Genomic DNA, 16,459 nt, shown 5'->3' on the forward strand with positions numbered 1-16,459 from the left:
GGACCTAAAGGAGTGGATGCTGAGAGCCGCGCTGATAGTGATACTGTGCCTGTGCCTGGCCGGATGTCAGCGCCCCGTGCAGCACCAGACGGGGGCGCCCCTCCCTCTGCGTCTGGCCTATGCCACCCAGCATGACTGCGCGCTGGTTCACATCGCCGTCGCCCGTGGCTTCCTGCGGGAAGAGGGGCTGAACGTCGAAGCGCACACTTTCGGCTACGGCAAAGAGGCCCTCCAGGCGGTGCTGGATGGGAAGGCGGATCTGGCCACCGTCGCCCAGACACCGGTCACCTTCGCGGCCCTGCAGGGTGAGAGACTTTCTCTGTTGGCGAGTATCTTCACTTCGAACAACAATCACGTCATCATTGCCGACCGTAAAAGTGGCGTCGTTCGCCCCGGCGATCTGAAGGGACGGCGCGTCGGGGTCATCCCCGGAACCACCACCCACATGTTCCTTTCGTCCTTTCTTATCGCCAACGGCTTGAGCATCGAGGATGTCGTCCCGGTTTCCGTGCCCCCGGAGCTGATGCAGGGTACCCTCCTCTCCGGCGAGGTTGACGCGGTCTCCACCTGGAGCCCCATCGGGAAGATCATCACCGGGAGCCTTGGCGGCAGAGGTGTCGTCTTCAAAGACCCCTATATCTATACCGAGACCTTCGTTATCGCAGGGAAGAGCGCCTATGTGGCAGCCAACCAGGAGACGGCGCGGCGGCTTTTGCGCGCCCTGGTCCGCGCAGAGGAATTCGCTTCCGCCCATCCCGGGGAGGCCCAGGCCATTGTGGCCTCCACCTCGTACATTCCCGAGCCCGTGGTCTCGGAGTGTTGGAGCGAGAGCTCGCACAAGGTAACCCTCGATCACGCGCTGCTGATAGCGCTGGAGGATGAGACGCGCTGGGTCGCTAAGCTCGGCCTCGTGCGTGAGGCCCGTATGCCCAATTACTTGGAGTACATCGACCCGCGTCCGCTCTTGTCGGTGAAGCCCGAGGCGGTCGAACTGCAGGTGCTGAAACGTGACCTTCGCCCGTAGACTCAGGATAATCTCGCTGCTCTCCTTCACCCTGCTGGTGATCGTGACGGGGCTACTGGCCTGGTCCTCGCGGGAGCTGGCCGTCACCGAGCGCAACCACGTCGTGGCTGATCAGATCCAGGCCACCGTGTTCCACCGGGTCACCATGCGCGACGAGTACTTCCTCTTCGGCCTGGAGCGCGCCAGGGAGCAGTGGTTCGCACTCAACGAGGCAGCCACCCGCCTGCTGGCACAGGGGCTGCCGCAGGTTGATGACCCCTCCGCCAAGCAGATCCTGGAGAGGAGCCGGCTCGATCTGGCCGATTCGGTGCAGATATCGAAGCGCCTGGTCGAACAGATGCGGCGGGTCCCTGTCGCCGATCCGGCCGTGGCGCATCACGACGAGTTCGCCAGCCGACTCTACAGCCAGATCATGCTCAGGGATTCGGCCCTGCAGCAGGAGGCGGTGAACCTGCAGCAGTATGCCCGGGACCGCGTCCAGAGCGCCAGCGACCGGATGATCTACCTCACCCTGCTGCTCGTGGTCCTGATGGCGCTGGTGACCATCCTGAACTCGGCCTTCCTGAACCGGGTGCTGCACCGGCGCATGGCCGCCATCAAACGGGGCGCCGACGTCATCGCGGCCGGGGACTTGAGCCACGGCATCGAGGTCGAGGGGAACGACGAGCTGGCGGAACTGGCCAGGCTCTTCAACAGCGTGACCTCCCGGATCCGGGAGTACACCCAGGCCCTGCACGACAGCGAGAAACGCTACCGGATGCAGCTGCAGGAATTGGCCAACATCTACACCCACACCCCGGTGGGGCTCTTCGTCGTCGACCGCGACCTGCGCTACGTGCGTCTCAACGAACACCTGGCCAGGCTCAACGGTAAGAGCATCTGCGAGCACGTGGGGCGCCGCGTCGACGAGGTGCTGCCGCCTGAGGTCGCGGCCCGGATCATGGAGACGTGGCGCCCGGTCCTGGAGCGGGGTGAATGCGTCCTAAATGTGGAGGTGCAGGGGAGGGTTGATCCGACGGACCCGGTACTGCACCACTGGCTGGCAAGCTACCAGCCCCTCATCACCGAGGCAGGGGAGGTGACCGGGGTCATGGGCGTGGTACTGGATATCACCGAACGGAAGCTGACCGAGCAGATGCTGGCCGGGGCCCGCCAGCACCTGGAGGAGGAAGTGCAGCAGAGAACAGCGAAGCTGCAGCTCACCAACGAGCACCTGGTCCAGGAGATCGAGATACGCAAGAAGGTGGAGATTGAGCTGTTGGCCCAGCAGCAGAAGCTTCAGGCCATGTCCCTCGATCTGGCCATGGCCGAGGAACGGGAGCGCGACCGTATCGCAAGCGAGCTGCACGACCAGGTCGGGCAGCGGCTCATCCTGGCCAAGCTCAAGCTGGACGCCCTGGCAAGCACCGTTCACGACGGCGAGTGCGAGATCGAGGCCGAAGCGGTAGGAGCACTGGTCCAGCAGACCATACAGGACATCAGGTCGCTCACCTTCCAGATCCGCCCACCGCTTCTGGCCAGCGCCGGCCTGGAGGCGGCCCTGCGCTGGCTCGGCGAGGAACTTCATGCGGATTTCGGGCTGGAAGCGGAGTTCAGCGACGACGGCACGGATAAGACCCTGCCCTACGAGATCCGTTCCACCGTGTTCCAGGCGGTCCGCGAGCTGATGTTGAACGTGATCAAGCATGCCGGCACCCTGCGCTGCCGGGTCGCGTTGTCCCGGCGGGACGGGTTCCTGGTGATTGCGGTCGACGACGACGGCGTCGGCTACCGTGAGGAGCAGGATACGGCGGAGAGCAGAAGTGGCGGCTTCGGGCTCGCCAACGTGAGGCAGAAGATACAGCATCTGGGCGGGAGTTTTTCCATCACCAACAAGGATACAGGCGGGACCGTAGCCACCATCAAGGTGCCGCTGGGGATTTAGCTGATAAAGGGGGCAGAGATGAAGATGAAGATTTTGATAGCAGACGATCACGCCATTGTGCGCCAGGGCCTGCGTGCCCTGATCGACAAAGAGGATGACATGATGGTGAATGCCGAGGCCGGGACCGGCGCCGAGGCGATCCGCCTGACCCGGGAGGAGCGCCCCGACATCATCGTGATGGACATCTCCATGCCGGACACCAACGGGATCGACGCCACCCGCAGCATCACCACCGCCTTCCCCGAGGTCAAGGTGCTGGCGCTCTCCATGGAGTCGGACCGCCGCTTCGTGGTCGAAGTGCTGAAGGCCGGTGCCAACGGCTACGTGCTGAAGGACGCCGCCTTCTCCGAGCTCGCCACCGCGATCCGCGCCGTCGCCGCCGGCGAGACCTACCTGCCCGCGCGGGTGACCACGCTGCTGATCAAGGAATACCTGCAGCGGATTCCCGAGGATGTACCCGCCACCTATGAGAACCTCTCGACGCGGGAGAGGGAAATCCTGCAGCTGATCGCCAACGGCTCCAACGCCAAGGAAATCGCCTTCGCCTTCGGCGTCAGCGTCAAAACCGTGGAAAACCAGCGCCACAGCATCATGAAGAAGCTCGATCTCTTCAGCGTCGCGGAGCTGACCAAGTATGCGGTGCGCCAGGGGTTGACCTCTTTGAAGTGATGACAGCCCGCCTCGGGCGGGCATGTGATATGCCGCAGTGGGAGCTGCCGATTGACCTATTTATTTGCGGGGGCAGTTAAACGCATACTGGCGTCGTCTGAGTAACAGAAGCGCGTCAGGAGCAGGAAATGCCCACGAACACCGAACCGGAACAGGTCCGGGAAAACAGCACGTCCGAACCAGAGAATCTCGTCGATCTCAGTGCAGCTCAACCGGAGGAGGTGCGTGACTCCGTCGATGCCGCGGGCGGGCAGCCCGGCGACGCTTCCTGCGGCACCCAGCCGTTGGTCCCCGCTTTTTCCATCTGCCTGGCGAGGAAACGTTCCTGCCCCTACGCCATGTCGTTCGGCCACCAGTACCTGTGCCGCCACCCCGACCACGCCAAGTTCCTGGTTCCTTCCCCCAAACATAAAAAATAACCTCCCCGCGCCTTCCTCCGCTGTTCCCGTCCCTCCCTGCTTGACACCACAGCAGCTCCCTATAAACTTGTCGAGTTTGTAAATTAACAAAATCTAATAATATTCACATCTCTCCTGTCAGCGCCCCATCGATCGCCAGCAGAGCGACCGCAGTCACCATGCAACCTGCACCTTCGAGGCACAAGAGCATCGCTCAGGAGGTACGTCATGAAACCGAGTACGAAAGAGCAAGGCAAAGGGAAAATGCATGAGTTGAAAGGACAGGTAAAAGAAACGGCTGGAAAGGCCACCCGCAACGTTTCAATGGAGCAACAGGGCAGGGGGGAAAAGATCACCGGCAAGGTCGAGAAGAACGTCGGTAAGGCGGAGAAAAAACTGGAGAAATAGTGCCGCACCTGGCCTGCCACCGGGTGGAAACCACGCTGAAGAAGGTGTCTTCGCGGCAGTTTCCGCGATGCCCCGGTGGTGGCTGCGGTCGCTCTGCTGGTGATCGCGGCGCTATGGGAGTGAAACCGGACGGTCGGTCAAAGAGGAGGTGTCTTACATGCCCTTGGTACACGTAGTACTGGTGCTGATCGTGGTCGGGGTCCTGCTGTGGCTGGTGAACACCTACATCCCCATGGCCGGATCGATCAAGTCGATACTGAACGCGGTCGTCGTCATCGTGGTAGTGCTCTGGCTTTTGAACGTTTTCGGACTCATGGGCAACCTGACGAAACTCAGGGTGGGGAAGTGACAACAGGCACGAGGGGGCTCCCGCAGGCATGGGAAGGCTTCCAAAGGAGGCAGAGATGCTTTGGACCATCGTAGTGATACTTCTGGTACTGTGGCTGCTTGGGCTGGTGACGAGCTACACCCTGGGTGGATTCATTCACCTGCTGCTGGTTATTGCCATCATCATCGTTATACTGAACCTGATACAGGGACGCAGGCCACTGTGATCAGTGGCGTTGCCGCAAGACAGGGCCGGGGCACGCCCCCGACTCGAACCGGTGCAAAGGGGGATCGCCAGTGAAAATCATGTTGACCGCAGTCGCAGTTCTTGTCGCATTGCCGGCCTTTGCCGCCGGTCCGGCCGATCCGGCCCAGGGCGGGATGCCGCAGATGGCGGACGCCGTGCCGGGTTCCCCGGGGTACATCATGAAGAGGCCCGTGGGACGCCAGATGATGCGCTCCCCGCAGCACCTGCTGATGATGGCGTATCACAGAAACGTCGCCAACTTCGCCCGTCTCCTCGCCACGGCAGCGGACGAAGGGACTACGGTTTCGCCGCAACTGGCACGGGCGGCGGTGGCGGAGATGCGGCGCAGCGTCGAGGAGATGGAGAAGTATCGTTCCGCCGTAGTGGGTGAGGTGCCACCCGATCGGCAGCGCATGATGGACGAGCACCTGGTACAGGTGAAGACCCACCTGAGGGCGCTGGAAGAGCTGGTGCGGCAGGACCGCATCGACTCGGACCAGGTGAAGCTGCATGTCGAGCCGATGCTGGCCGGCTGCGGTGCGCCGGGCTGCGCCCCCGGGAGAGGCGCCGGAGCCGGGTGGCGCGGCGGCTTTCCCGGACACGGTATGATGATGGAGAGCATGCTGCAGAAGGTAAAGGGACAGGATGCCGAGCTCGCGGCGCCGGTGCGCGAGATGGAGCAGGCCCCGCGTGAGAAAAAGGTGGACCTGCTCGCCGAGATCGTTGCCAGGATGGTACGGCAACGGGCCGAGATGACGCAGGAGATGGAGCGCAACCATCGGGAAATGATGCGCAGGATGGGGCCGATGCCGCCGGAACAGATGGATCGCCCCGACGATGACGATGACGACGACCACGGCTGGAACAACGACGAGGACGAAGACGAGGATTGACCGGTAACGGTGCGGCGCGTGCCGTACCGGACACGAGACACTAAGAGGCCGGCGCCTGGGAAGTTTTTCCAGCGCCGGCCTCTTTTTTTACCCTCCACCGGGGCGCATATTTTAGAGCTGTTTGGCCTGCATCCGGCCCCGCGGGTTGTGCAGGAAGTTCGCGTTTTCCTTGAGCAGAGCCGTCATCTTCTGCACCGGCACGGGGCGGCTGAAATAGTACCCCTGCGCCTCCTCGCTCCCCTCGGCCTGCAGCCAGGCGAGCTGCGAGGCGTTTTCCACCCCCTCGGCGATCACCTTGAGCTGCATGCTGCGCCCGATGCTGATCACCGCCCGGACCACGGCCGCATTGTCGTTGTCCCGGGCGATGTTGCGGATGAAGGACTGGTCGATCTTGAGCTTGTCCACCGGCAGTTTTTTCAGATAGCTGAGGCTGGAATAACCGGTGCCGAAATCGTCGATGGAGAGCTGGAGCCCGAGCGCCTTCATGGCCGCCATGCTCCCCAGCACCCGCTGCGGGTCGCTCATGATGGTCGCCTCGGTGAGTTCCAGTTCCAGGGACTCCGGGGGGATCCCGGTTTCCAGCAGCGAAGCCTCGATGGTCTCCTCGAAGTCGCGGTGCTGGAAGAAGCTCGCCGAGAGGTTGACCGCGGCGGACACCTGCCCCAGTCCCTGCTGCTGCCATTGCCGGAGCTGGCGGCACACCGTCGGGATGATCCACTTGCTGATCTGGTGCAGAAGGCCGCTCTCCTCGGCGATCTGGATGAAATGCTCCGGCATGATCAGGCCGCGTACCGGGTGCTGCCAGCGGATCAGGGCCTCCATGCTGCGGAAATGGCCGGTGGCGAGGTCCACCTTGGGCTGGTAGTGCAGCACGAATTCCTCATGTTCCAGTGCGTGGCGCAACTCGGCTTCCAGGGCGAAGCGTTCGTGCGCCATCTCGTTCAGCTTGTGGGTGAAGAACTGGAAGTTGTTTCCGCCACATTTCTTGGCGTGGTACATGGCGATGTCGGCGTGCTTCAAAAGGGCCAGGTAATCTTTGCCGTCCTCGGGGTAGAGGCTGATGCCGATGCTGGGGGTCACGACTACGTTGGTTCCCTGCAACGGGAACCCGGCGTTGACGATCTTCTCAGCCACGACGCTGGTTTGGTTTGCCCCGCAGTCCCAGAGCACCACCACGAACTCGTCGCCGCCCAACCGGGCCACCACGTCACAGGAGCGGGTGCAGTCACCAAGCTTGCGTGCTACCGATTGCAGCAGCCGGTCCCCCACGTCGTGCCCCATGGAATCGTTGATCTGCTTGAACCCGTCGATGTCCAGGAACAAAAGGGCCACGCTGGTCCGCGTTTTCTGGGCCACCCTGAGGACGTCCTCGATCCTCGCGTAGAGGGTGCTGCGGTTGGGCAGCTTGGTGAGCGGGTCGTGGTGGGCGAGGAAGAAGATGTTCTCCTCGGCGCGCTTGATCTCGGTGATGTCGAGGATGAAGCCGTCCAGGCGCGAGATGGTGACCCGGTTCCCCTTGCGGGTGCGCTGCACCGCGCAGTTGTTGAGGATCCAGCGTATCGAGCCGTCCTTGTGCACGATCCGGTGCCGGATCGGGTCCTGGTCTTCGCCGGCGAAGATGCTGTTCAGGAACTGGACCACCTGGTTGCGGTCCTCCTCGTGGATCATGGTGAACCACAAGAGGGGATCCCGGTAGTACTCCTCCGGACTGTAGCCGGTGATGTCCAGGCACTTGGGGCTGTGGTAGACGGACTTGATGTCTCCGTCCTCGAAACGGACGCTGTAGACGTACTCGTTGATGTTGCTCACGATGGTGCGGCACTGCTCTTCGCTCTTCAGCAGTGCGTCTTCGGCGTTCTTGCGGACGGTGATGTCCCGGATGTTGAACTGCAGCACCTTGCTCCGGTCGATGCGGTAGCCGGTGACGACAACCTCTACGATCAAGCTGCGGCCGTCGCGGGTGACCAGGCGCAGGTCGTCGTTGTGCAGGTAATCGCGGTGCTGGAGCACGGCGAACTCGGTTTCGCCGGCCGCCATTGTCGACAGCGGCGGGACTTCCCAGAGTAGCCTCCCCACCAACTCTTCCCGCGGGTATCCCAGCATCTCGATGAGGAACGGATTGACATCGTAGATCTCGCCGGTCATGGCATCGACGAGCATGATGCCGTCCTTGGCTGCCTCGAACAGACCCCGATAGCGCGCCTCGGAGATCTGCAGCGCCTTGGCGGCCCTTTCGCTTTCGGTGATACCGATCAGGGCGAGCCTGATCTCGGAGCCGTCGCGACAGGGAAGCGCTTCGATCCTCAGCTGTTGCAGGGCGTTGCCGGCATCGGACAGGAGTGCGTTGCAGGAGCTTCTCTGGTTGGAGGCGAGCAGGCGTTCGAAAAACTCGGCCAGGGGAGGGCGCGAGCTCTCGCTGAACAGGTCGGCGAAGTTACGCCCGAGGAGGAAGGCCCGCTCCACCCCGAGCATCTCCGCCCCGGTAAGGTTGACGGCGTGGATCACCCCGAAACGGTCCAGGGTGAGGTGGGCAACCGGCGCGTTCTCATAAAGGTCGGTGTACAGCTTGAGTTCTGCGGCAAGATCTTTGCCGGGAAGGCGCGCCGCCTTGGCGACCTTTTTCGAGCTGCTCTTTTCGGAACGAATCCTGGGGCTGCTCTTCGTCCCTACTGCTCCGCTCATGGGCTCCTCCGTGTTTTCGGCCAAATGAGTTGTGGGGCTACTGTCGGTGCTGTGATTTCGAACCATTGCCAGGGCGCCGCCGGCGGCACTTCTAATTGGACCGCCCGGCCGGCGTTTATTATGATAAAAATGATAAGGGAAAAGGAGCAAAAGTGCACCGGGAATTATCGAAACGAAGCTTCATTCATCCCCCTCAATGGGCGGTATTTCAGCATGTTGCCGGGGACGGCAGCTAAAACGGGACGCGCCGCATGATCGATGACCTGGAAGTGTTGCCTGATACCGAGGAAAACCGGCTGCTTGCGGCGAGGGTGCATCCTAAGGGGTGGCAGAACCCGGAGCCGTCGGGTCGTTACAACCTGGTGGTCGTTGGTGCCGGGACCGCGGGGCTGGTCTGCGCTGCGGGCGCCGCCGGGCTGGGGGCACGGGTCGCCCTCATCGAGCGAGGCTATCTGGGCGGCGACTGCCTGAACGTCGGCTGCGTTCCTTCCAAGGGGCTCCTGCATGCCGCCCGCGCCGTCTTCGATGCCCGCTCCGGCGCCGCCTTCGGAGCCGGTGCGGGCGAGGGGGGTGACCCTGATTTCGGCGCGGCCATGGAGCGGATGCGGCGCCTGCGGGCGGATATCGGACGGCACGACGCGGCGCTGCGCTTCCGGGACGAGCTTGGCGTCGACGTCTTCTTCGGAGCTGCGCGCTTCATCGCGGCGGATCGCGTCGAGGTGGCCGGCGCTGAGCTAAGTTTCGCCCGTGCCGCCCTCTGCAGCGGCGCCCGCGCCGCCGTTCCCCCGATCCCCGGGCTGGAGGAGGCGGGATATCTCACCAATGAGACGGTCTTTTCGCTCACGAAGCTCCCGGCGACCTTGGCCGTGATCGGGGGCGGCCCGATCGGCTGCGAGTTGGCCCAAGCCTTCGCCCGCTTCGGGTCCACGGTGACCCTCGTCGAGCCGGGGGGGCAGCTTCTTGGCCGCGACGACCCGGATGCCGCCGCCATACTGCGGGATGCCTTTAGCCGCGAGGGGATCGCGCTGCACCTGGGGACGCAGGCGATCGCCGTGGAGCGACGCGGCGGCGTCACAGTCCTGCAGCTCGAGCGGGAAGGCGCGCGGTTCGAGGTCCCGGTCGAGGCTATCCTGGTCGCTGCCGGCCGCGCCCCCAACATCGAGGGGCTGGGGCTCGAGGCGGCGGGGATAGCCTGGGACCGAAACGGGGTCACGGTGAGCGAAACCCTGCAGACCTCCAACCCGCGGGTCTACGCGGCGGGTGACGTCTGCTCGCGCTTTCGCTTCACCCACACGGCGGACGCCCAGGCGCGCATCGTGATCGCCAACGCGCTCTTCAAGGGGCGCCGCAAGCACACCTCGCTCACCATCCCCTGGTGCACCTACACCGATCCCGAGGTCGCCCACGTGGGTATGTACCCGGCGGATGCCGCCGCCCGCGGCATCGAGGTCGACACGCTCACGGTCCCCTTCACGGAGGTGGACCGCGCCGTCCTGGACGGCGAGGAACGGGGCTTCGCCCGGGTGCACCTGAAGAAGGGGAGCGACAGCATCCTGGGCGCGACCATCGTGGCCCGGCACGCTGGGGAGATGATCAGCGAGATCACCCTCGCCATCGGCTCCGGGCTCGGTCTTGCCGCCATCGGCAACACCATCCACCCCTATCCCACCCAGTCCGAATCGTGGCGCAAACTTGCCGACGCCTACCAGCGCCGCCGGCTCACCCCCCTGGTACAGCGGATCCTGCGCGCCTGGCTCTGCTGGCAAAGAAAATGGTAACGCCCGGGGCGCGGATATGTTAAAACCTGCATACTCTACCGCCGCAGGAGCCATCAAACCCCATGAACCTGAAAAAGATGCTGATCGTCGTGGCCGCCGCCGGCGCCGCGGCACTGTTCTTCTATCTCGACCTGCAGCGCTTCCTCACCCTGGCGGCGCTCAAGGCGAACCGGCAGGCCCTCGCAGGGTACTACGCGGCACATCAGGGGACGAGCGTCGCCCTGTTCATGGCGATCTACATCCTGCAGACCGCCCTGTCCCTCCCCGGCGCCGCCGTCCTGTCGCTGGCCGCGGGCGCGCTCTTCGGGGTGCTGGCCGGGACCGTCTACGCGGTCTGCGCCGCCACCATCGGGGCGACGCTGGCGTTCCTGGTCACCCGCTACCTGCTCAGGGATGCGGTAGCCGGCCGGTTCGGCGCCCGGCTCGAGGGGCTCAACCGCGAGCTCGAGCAGCGCGGCTGGAACTACCTGCTGTTTTTGCGGCTCGTGCCGCTCTTTCCCTTTTTCCTGATCAATCTCGCCGCAGGCCTCACCCGGCTGCCGCTGCGGGTCTTCGTGCTGGGGACCCTGGTCGGTATCATCCCGGGGGGCTTCGTCTTCGTCAATGCCGGCGCGAGCCTCGCCGCCATCGATTCCCTTGCCGACGTCGCCTCGCCCAGGGTGCTCGGCTCCTTTGCCCTCCTGGGGCTGTTCGCCCTGGTACCGGTCTTTTACGGTAAGCTGAAACAACGGCAGAATCGCTTTTGACATACTGCAAGTGTCCGTTTACACTCTCCTAATTGCCGACCTCCCATTTTAATAAGTGAGCGTGCCATGCCGGAAGTGTTGCTTGCCGATTTTCAGATCAAACGCCTGGAAGTCCTGAACGAGAAGGGGGAGACGGACCCGGAGTTGCTGCCGGAACTCTCCGACGCCGAGATGTGGCGCCTGTACGAGCTGATGCTGCTCTCGCGCATCTTCGACGAGCGCGCCGTGGCCCTGCAGCGCGAGGGGCGTATCGGCACCTATCCCCCCATCCGCGGGCAGGAGGCCGCCCAGGTCGGCAGCGCTTTCGCCCTGACCTCCAAGGACTGGCTCTTCCCTTCTTTTCGGGAGATGGGCGCGCACCTGACACTGGGCTACCCGATCCCGCAACTGCTGCAGTACTGGGGCGGCGACGAGCGGTCCCAGAAGGTGCCGCCGGGATTGAACATCTTCCCCTTCTGCGTCGCCGTGGGGAGCCAGATCCCGCAGGCCGCGGGGGCGGCCCTCGCCGCGCGCTACCGGCGCGACCCCGTGGCGGTGGTTACCTACTTCGGCGACGGCGCCACCTCCAAGGGAGACTTCCACGAGGCGATGAACCTCGCCGGCGTTTTCAGCCTCCCCCTGGTCTTTATCTGCCAGAACAACCAGTGGGCCATCTCCATCCCGCTCAAGGGGCAGACGGCCTCCGCTTCCCTGGCGCAGAAAGCCATCGCCTACGGTTTCCCCGGCGTGCAGGTGGACGGCAACGACGTCTTCGCCGTGTACCGGGCCACCCGCGAGGCGGTGGAAAAGGCCAGAAGCGGCGCCGGCCCCACCTTCATCGAATGTCTCACCTACCGCATGGCGGACCATACCACCGCCGACGATGCCGGACGCTACCGCTCCGGGGAAGAGGTCACCTTCTGGGCAGCGCGCGACCCGATCCTGCGCCTGGAGCGTTTCCTGGAGGGGCGCGGGCTCTGGACCCCGCAAAAGCGTGAGGAGGCCGCGGCGCAGGCCGCCGCCACCGTCGATGCCGGGGTGGCGCAGATGGAGGCAGCGCCCCCGCCCGCCGCGGCGGAACTCTTCGACGAGGTCCTCGCCACGCTGACCCCGCGCCAGGCAGGGCAAAGGAAGGTGCGCTGATGGCCCAGCTCAACATGGTACAGGCGATCAACCAGGCGCTGGCCCAGGAGATGGCGCGCGACGACCGGGTGCTGCTGCTGGGCGAGGACGTGGGACGCGACGGCGGCGTGTTCCGGGTCACGGAGGGGCTCCTGGAGCGCTTCGGCCGGGAGCGCGTGCTGGATACCCCGCTGTGCGAATCCGGCATCATGGGGGCGGCCATCGGCATGGCGGCCTACGGCCTGCGGCCGGTGCCGGAAATCCAGTTTCTCGGCTTCACCTATTCCGCCTTCGAACAGCTCTTCGCCCATGCCGCCCGGCTGCGTTCCCGCTCCCGCGGCCGCTACAGCTGCCCATTGGTGGTGCGCACCCCGTACGGCGGTGGTATCAAGGCGCCGGAATTGCACGAGGAGAGCACCGAGGCGCTCTTTTGCCAGGTCCCGGGGCTGAAGGTGGTGGTGCCTTCCGGGCCCTACCTCGCCAAGGGGCTCTTGCTGGCGGCGCTGCGCGATCCCGATCCGGTGCTGTTCCTGGAGCCGACCCGGCTCTATCGCCTTTTGCGCGAGGAGGTGCCGGAAGGGGAGTACCTGGTGGAACTCGGCAAGGCCCGGGTGGCGCGACCGGGGAACTCGCTCACCGTGGTGGCCTGGGGCAGCATGCTGGAGCGGGTGCTGAAGGCGGTCGAGGGGTACGACGCGGAGGTGCTGGACCTCATGACCCTGAACCCCTTTGACAGCGAGGCGATCGTCACCTCGGTGCGGAAGACCGGGAGGCTCGTGATCGTGCACGAGGCGGCCAAGACCTGCGGCTTCGGCGCCGAGATAGCGGCGACCGTCGCCGAGGAGGCGATCCTGCACCTGCGCGCCCCCATCCTGCGGGTGACCGCGCCGGACGTCCCGGTCCCCCTGGCGAAATTGATCGACCACTACCTCCCCGGTTTGCAGCAGATCCGGAGCGCCCTGGACGAAGTGCTGCAGTACTAGCCCTTACTGTCCCCTCCCCCGGAGGGGGAGGGTTAGGGAGGGGGCCCGCAGCGGCTCTCGCAACCCTTCCCCCCCTCCCAACCTCCCCCCTCCGGGGGGAGGAGCCATGGACGTCGGACGGACGGGATTTCAAGGAGAATTACGCATGGCTTTCGACTTCAAACTTCCGGACCTGGGCGAAGGGATCGCCGAGGTGGAGCTGCGCCGCTGGCTGGTCGCCGAGGGGGACGAGGTCCGCGAGCACCAGCCGCTGCTGGAGGTGGAGACCGACAAGGCGGTGGTGGAAGTCCCGTCGCCCCGCTCGGGCGTCGTGTCGGGACTGCGCCATGAGGAGGGGGAGACGGTCAAGGTGGGCGAGACCCTGCTGAGCCTGGCGGAGCGCCAGGCGGAACCGGCGTCGCAGGCGCTGTCCCAAGCGCAGGGAGAGCCGGAGCAGCAAGCGCGGCCGCAACCTGCACCCCAAGCGCAGGCGCAGGCGCAGGCACCGCGGCCGGCCTCGGTGGGGATCGTGGGATCCCTCCCGGAGGCGGAGGAAGAGCCACATCCCGTAACGGCCGGCATGGCGGGGGAGCCCGCCGTGCCGGTCCCGGCGGCCAAAGCCGCGGCAGGCTCCGGCGAATTCGACGGGCTGGCGACGCCGATGGTGCGCAAGCTGGCGCGCGAGCGCGGCATCGATCTCAGGAGCATCAAGGGGAGCGGGCCGCGCGGCTGCATCAGGCCCGAGGACCTGGAGCGCCAGCTCCCTGCGGCAGCCAAGGTCATGGGGGGCGCCGGGGCGGAGGAGCGGGTGCCGCTGCGCGGCCTGCGTCGCACCATCGCCCGCAACGTGGCCGCCTCCCAGCGGACCACCGCCTTCGTGACCAGCATGGAAGAGGTTGATATTACGGATATCTTCGAGATGCGCATCCGCGAGCAGGGGGAGGTGGAGTCGCGCGGCACCCATCTCACCTTCCTCCCCTTCTTCATGAAGGCCGTGCAGCATGCGCTGAAGGAGCACCCGCTGCTGAACGCCTCCATCGACGACGAGGCGCAGGAGCTGGTGCTGAAGCGCCACTACCACTTCGGGATCGCCGTGGACACGCCGGAAGGTCTCATGGTTCCGGTAATCCGGGACGTGGACAAGAAGAGCATCATCGAGCTGGCCCAGGCGATCCAGGAACTGGGGCGCAAGGCCCGCGAACGGAAGATCGCCCTCGATGAGCTGAAGGGAAGCAGTTTCACCATCACCAATTACGGGCACTTCGGCGGCACCTTCGCCACCCCCATCATCAACTGGCCCGACGTCGCCATCATGGGCTTCGGGCGCATCGTGGAGCGTCCCTGGGTGCACCGGGGGCAGATCGCCATCAGGAAGATCCTCCCTCTCTCCCTCACCTTCGACCACCGGGCCACCGACGGCGCCGACGCCGCGAGGTTCCTGGGGAAGGTGCTGCGCTACCTGGAAGACCCCGCCCTGCTGTTCCTGGACTGCGGCTAGGCTGGCCACCCCTGCAACCTCTTTGTTGTTTTATTCAATGAAAATGGTAGAGTGGGGCGCGCAATCTTGCCCCGAGGTATCCCATGGCTCATCCTTCCATAACCTGTCCCGAATGTGGCCGCGCCACCGACGCCAGGTACTCCTCGTGCCTTTGGTGCGGCGCCGCCCTGCCGCGCTCCGGCGGTAGGGTGATCGAGGTGATCCGCGGCGACAGGGGGGGCTATCTTGTCATCAACGCCATCATTGTCGCCAACGTCGCCTATTATCTCCTGTCGCTGCTGATCTCCAGCAGGACCTCGCTTGGCGGCGGCTTGTTCGGCTTCCTATCCCCGGACGACAACAGCCTCGCGCTACTGGGCGCCACCGGGACCTACCCCGTGTACCGGTTCGGTCTCTGGACCCTCGTCTCGGCCAACTACCTGCACGGCGGTGCGTTGCACATCCTCTTCAACATGATGGCGCTGCGGCAGATCGGCCCCTGGGTCTGCGCCGAGTTCGGCGCGAGCCGCATGTTCGTCATCTACACGGTAAGCGGCATCGCGGGGTACCTCCTCTCCGTGCTGGCCGGCGTCCCCTTCACCATCGGCGCCTCGGCCGCGGTCTGCGGCCTGATCGGCGCCCTGTTCTACTTCGGTAAAAGCCGCGGCGGCAACTACGGCCAGGCCGTGTCGCGCGAGGTGAGCGGCTGGCTGATCAGCCTGGTCGTCTTCGGCCTCATCATGCCCGGCATCAACAACTGGGGGCATGGCGGCGGCATCGTCGGCGGCATCATCGCGGCAAAGCTGCTGGGTTACCGGGAGCGGAGCCGCGAGACGGCGCTGCACCACGCGGCCGCGCTGTTCTGCCTGCTCCTCACCGTTGCCGTCCTCGCCTACGGCACCTGGAAAGGCGTGCTGGTTCTCTCCTACCGCAATTTCTGACCCCGTTTCCCCCCGCTGCGCAGGCTCGTCGGGCAGCCGGTCCGTCGTCACAGCCGGGGCGAATTCCGCCCTGTCGGCGGTGGTGCCACCCGCGAGGATTTCCCGCCCCGCCCTTTGTCTGCCGCTATCAAACCGCCGCCGCCCCGATTGGCTTCGTCTAATGCGTAACTGCTTGTTTCCAGTCATAAAATCCGGTATGGTATGACCAAAATTTTCGACGGGAGAGGCAGATGAGCGTCCACGAAGTAAACCACCCCCTGGTGAAGCACAAGATTGGCCTGATGCGGGAGTCCGGCATCAGCACGAAGAAGTTCCGCGAGCTCACCGCCGAGATCGCCTGCCTGCTCGCCTACGAGGCGACCCGCGATTTCCCGCTGGAGTCCCGCGCCATCACCGGCTGGGACGGCAGCACCATCGAGATCCAGCAGATCAAGGGGAAGAAGGTGACCGTGGTGCCCATCCTGCGCGCCGGCATCGGCATGCTGGAAGGGGTTTTGGACATGATCCCCAACGCCAAGGTGAGCGTGGTGGGACTGGCCAGAAACGAGGAAACCCTGGAGGCGCACACCTACTTCGAGCGCTTCGTGGGCAAGCTGGACGAGCGCCTGGCGCTGATCATCGACCCCATGCTCGCCACCGGCGGTTCCATGGCCGCCACCATCGAGATGCTCAGGAAGAACGGCTGCCGCCAGATCCGCGTGCTCTGCCTGGTCGCCGCACCGGAGGGACTTAGCAAGATCAGTTCCGCCTATCCCGATATCGACATCTACGTGGCCGCCATCGACGAGCGGCTGAACGAGCACGGCTACATCCTGCCCGGGCTCGGCGACGCCGGCGACAAGATCTTCGGCACCAAGTAGCGCCCCTGCCGTACCTTAGCGG

16 protein-coding genes are annotated in these 16,459 nt (G+C 64.9%); 15 read left to right on the forward strand and 1 reads right to left on the reverse strand.

The genetic code is table 11. From position 1 onward, the window contains the following. Positions 1 to 16 precede the first annotated feature (16 nt). From KP004_RS01445 to KP004_RS01480, 8 genes are all read left to right on the forward strand, one after another. Positions 17 to 1,024: an ABC transporter substrate-binding protein gene (locus tag KP004_RS01445; protein ID WP_216800623.1), complete on the forward strand. Its 1,008-nt coding sequence runs from the start codon at positions 17 to 19 to the stop codon at positions 1,022 to 1,024. Next, positions 1,008 to 2,948 (forward strand): sensor histidine kinase, encoded by a 1,941-nt coding sequence (locus KP004_RS01450; RefSeq protein WP_216800624.1) that lies wholly within the window; start codon positions 1,008 to 1,010, stop codon positions 2,946 to 2,948. The genes KP004_RS01445 and KP004_RS01450 overlap by 17 nt, the downstream gene beginning before the upstream one ends. A gap of 18 nt (positions 2,949 to 2,966) precedes the next feature. Continuing rightward, the gene (locus KP004_RS01455; RefSeq protein WP_216800625.1) at positions 2,967 to 3,617 is read left to right on the forward strand and encodes a response regulator transcription factor; all 651 of its coding nucleotides are present in this window, start codon (positions 2,967 to 2,969) and stop codon (positions 3,615 to 3,617) included. 128 nt (positions 3,618 to 3,745) lie between these two features. Then, positions 3,746 to 4,036 carry a hypothetical protein gene (locus KP004_RS01460; protein WP_216800626.1) on the forward strand — a complete coding sequence of 97 codons (291 nt, stop codon included), beginning with the start codon at positions 3,746 to 3,748 and terminating at the stop codon, positions 4,034 to 4,036. Positions 4,037 to 4,243: 207 nt separating this feature from the next. Then, positions 4,244 to 4,423: a CsbD family protein gene (locus KP004_RS01465; RefSeq protein WP_216800627.1), complete on the forward strand. Its 180-nt coding sequence runs from the start codon at positions 4,244 to 4,246 to the stop codon at positions 4,421 to 4,423. Between the two features lie 157 nt (positions 4,424 to 4,580). Beyond that, positions 4,581 to 4,772: a Thivi_2564 family membrane protein gene (locus KP004_RS01470; protein WP_216800628.1), complete on the forward strand. Its 192-nt coding sequence runs from the start codon at positions 4,581 to 4,583 to the stop codon at positions 4,770 to 4,772. Between the two features lie 55 nt (positions 4,773 to 4,827). Then, a complete protein-coding gene (locus KP004_RS01475) occupies positions 4,828 to 4,977 on the forward strand; it encodes a lmo0937 family membrane protein (RefSeq protein ID WP_183345221.1) in 150 nt (49 codons plus the stop codon). 79 nt (positions 4,978 to 5,056) lie between these two features. Next, positions 5,057 to 5,890 (forward strand): hypothetical protein, encoded by an 834-nt coding sequence (locus KP004_RS01480; protein ID WP_239027025.1) that lies wholly within the window; start codon positions 5,057 to 5,059, stop codon positions 5,888 to 5,890. 111 nt (positions 5,891 to 6,001) lie between these two features. Here the strand turns inward: KP004_RS01480 and KP004_RS01485 are convergent, their stop codons facing one another. After that, positions 6,002 to 8,572, reverse strand: coding sequence for a sensor domain-containing protein (locus KP004_RS01485; protein ID WP_216800629.1), 2,571 nt, complete (start codon positions 8,570 to 8,572; stop codon positions 6,002 to 6,004). A 251-nt stretch (positions 8,573 to 8,823) separates the two neighbouring features. Between KP004_RS01485 and KP004_RS01490 the strand changes: the two genes are divergently transcribed. From KP004_RS01490 to upp, 7 genes are all read left to right on the forward strand, one after another. After that, positions 8,824 to 10,350, forward strand: a complete 1,527-nt coding sequence (locus KP004_RS01490; RefSeq protein ID WP_216800630.1) for a mercuric reductase — start codon at positions 8,824 to 8,826, stop codon at positions 10,348 to 10,350. Positions 10,351 to 10,412: 62 nt separating this feature from the next. Next, positions 10,413 to 11,096: a TVP38/TMEM64 family protein gene (locus tag KP004_RS01495; RefSeq protein WP_216800631.1), complete on the forward strand. Its 684-nt coding sequence runs from the start codon at positions 10,413 to 10,415 to the stop codon at positions 11,094 to 11,096. A 66-nt stretch (positions 11,097 to 11,162) separates the two neighbouring features. Beyond that, positions 11,163 to 12,218 carry a pyruvate dehydrogenase (acetyl-transferring) E1 component subunit alpha gene (gene pdhA / locus KP004_RS01500; protein WP_216800632.1) on the forward strand — a complete coding sequence of 352 codons (1,056 nt, stop codon included), beginning with the start codon at positions 11,163 to 11,165 and terminating at the stop codon, positions 12,216 to 12,218. After that, positions 12,218 to 13,180, forward strand: coding sequence for an alpha-ketoacid dehydrogenase subunit beta (locus tag KP004_RS01505; RefSeq protein WP_216800633.1), 963 nt, complete (start codon positions 12,218 to 12,220; stop codon positions 13,178 to 13,180). The genes pdhA and KP004_RS01505 overlap by 1 nt, the downstream gene beginning before the upstream one ends. A 145-nt stretch (positions 13,181 to 13,325) precedes the next feature. Beyond that, positions 13,326 to 14,657, forward strand: coding sequence for a dihydrolipoamide acetyltransferase family protein (locus KP004_RS01510; RefSeq protein WP_216800634.1), 1,332 nt, complete (start codon positions 13,326 to 13,328; stop codon positions 14,655 to 14,657). Positions 14,658 to 14,740: 83 nt separating this feature from the next. Continuing rightward, positions 14,741 to 15,577 carry a rhomboid family intramembrane serine protease gene (locus KP004_RS01515; protein WP_216800635.1) on the forward strand — a complete coding sequence of 279 codons (837 nt, stop codon included), beginning with the start codon at positions 14,741 to 14,743 and terminating at the stop codon, positions 15,575 to 15,577. A 230-nt stretch (positions 15,578 to 15,807) separates the two neighbouring features. After that, complete coding sequence (gene upp, locus KP004_RS01520) at positions 15,808 to 16,437, forward strand: uracil phosphoribosyltransferase (protein ID WP_216800636.1); 630 nt, start codon at positions 15,808 to 15,810, stop codon at positions 16,435 to 16,437. The last annotated feature ends 22 nt before the right edge of the window (positions 16,438 to 16,459 follow it).

Source organism: Geomonas oryzisoli (assembly GCF_018986915.1).
In the GTDB taxonomy this organism is placed as follows: domain Bacteria; phylum Desulfobacterota; class Desulfuromonadia; order Geobacterales; family Geobacteraceae; genus Geomonas; species Geomonas oryzisoli.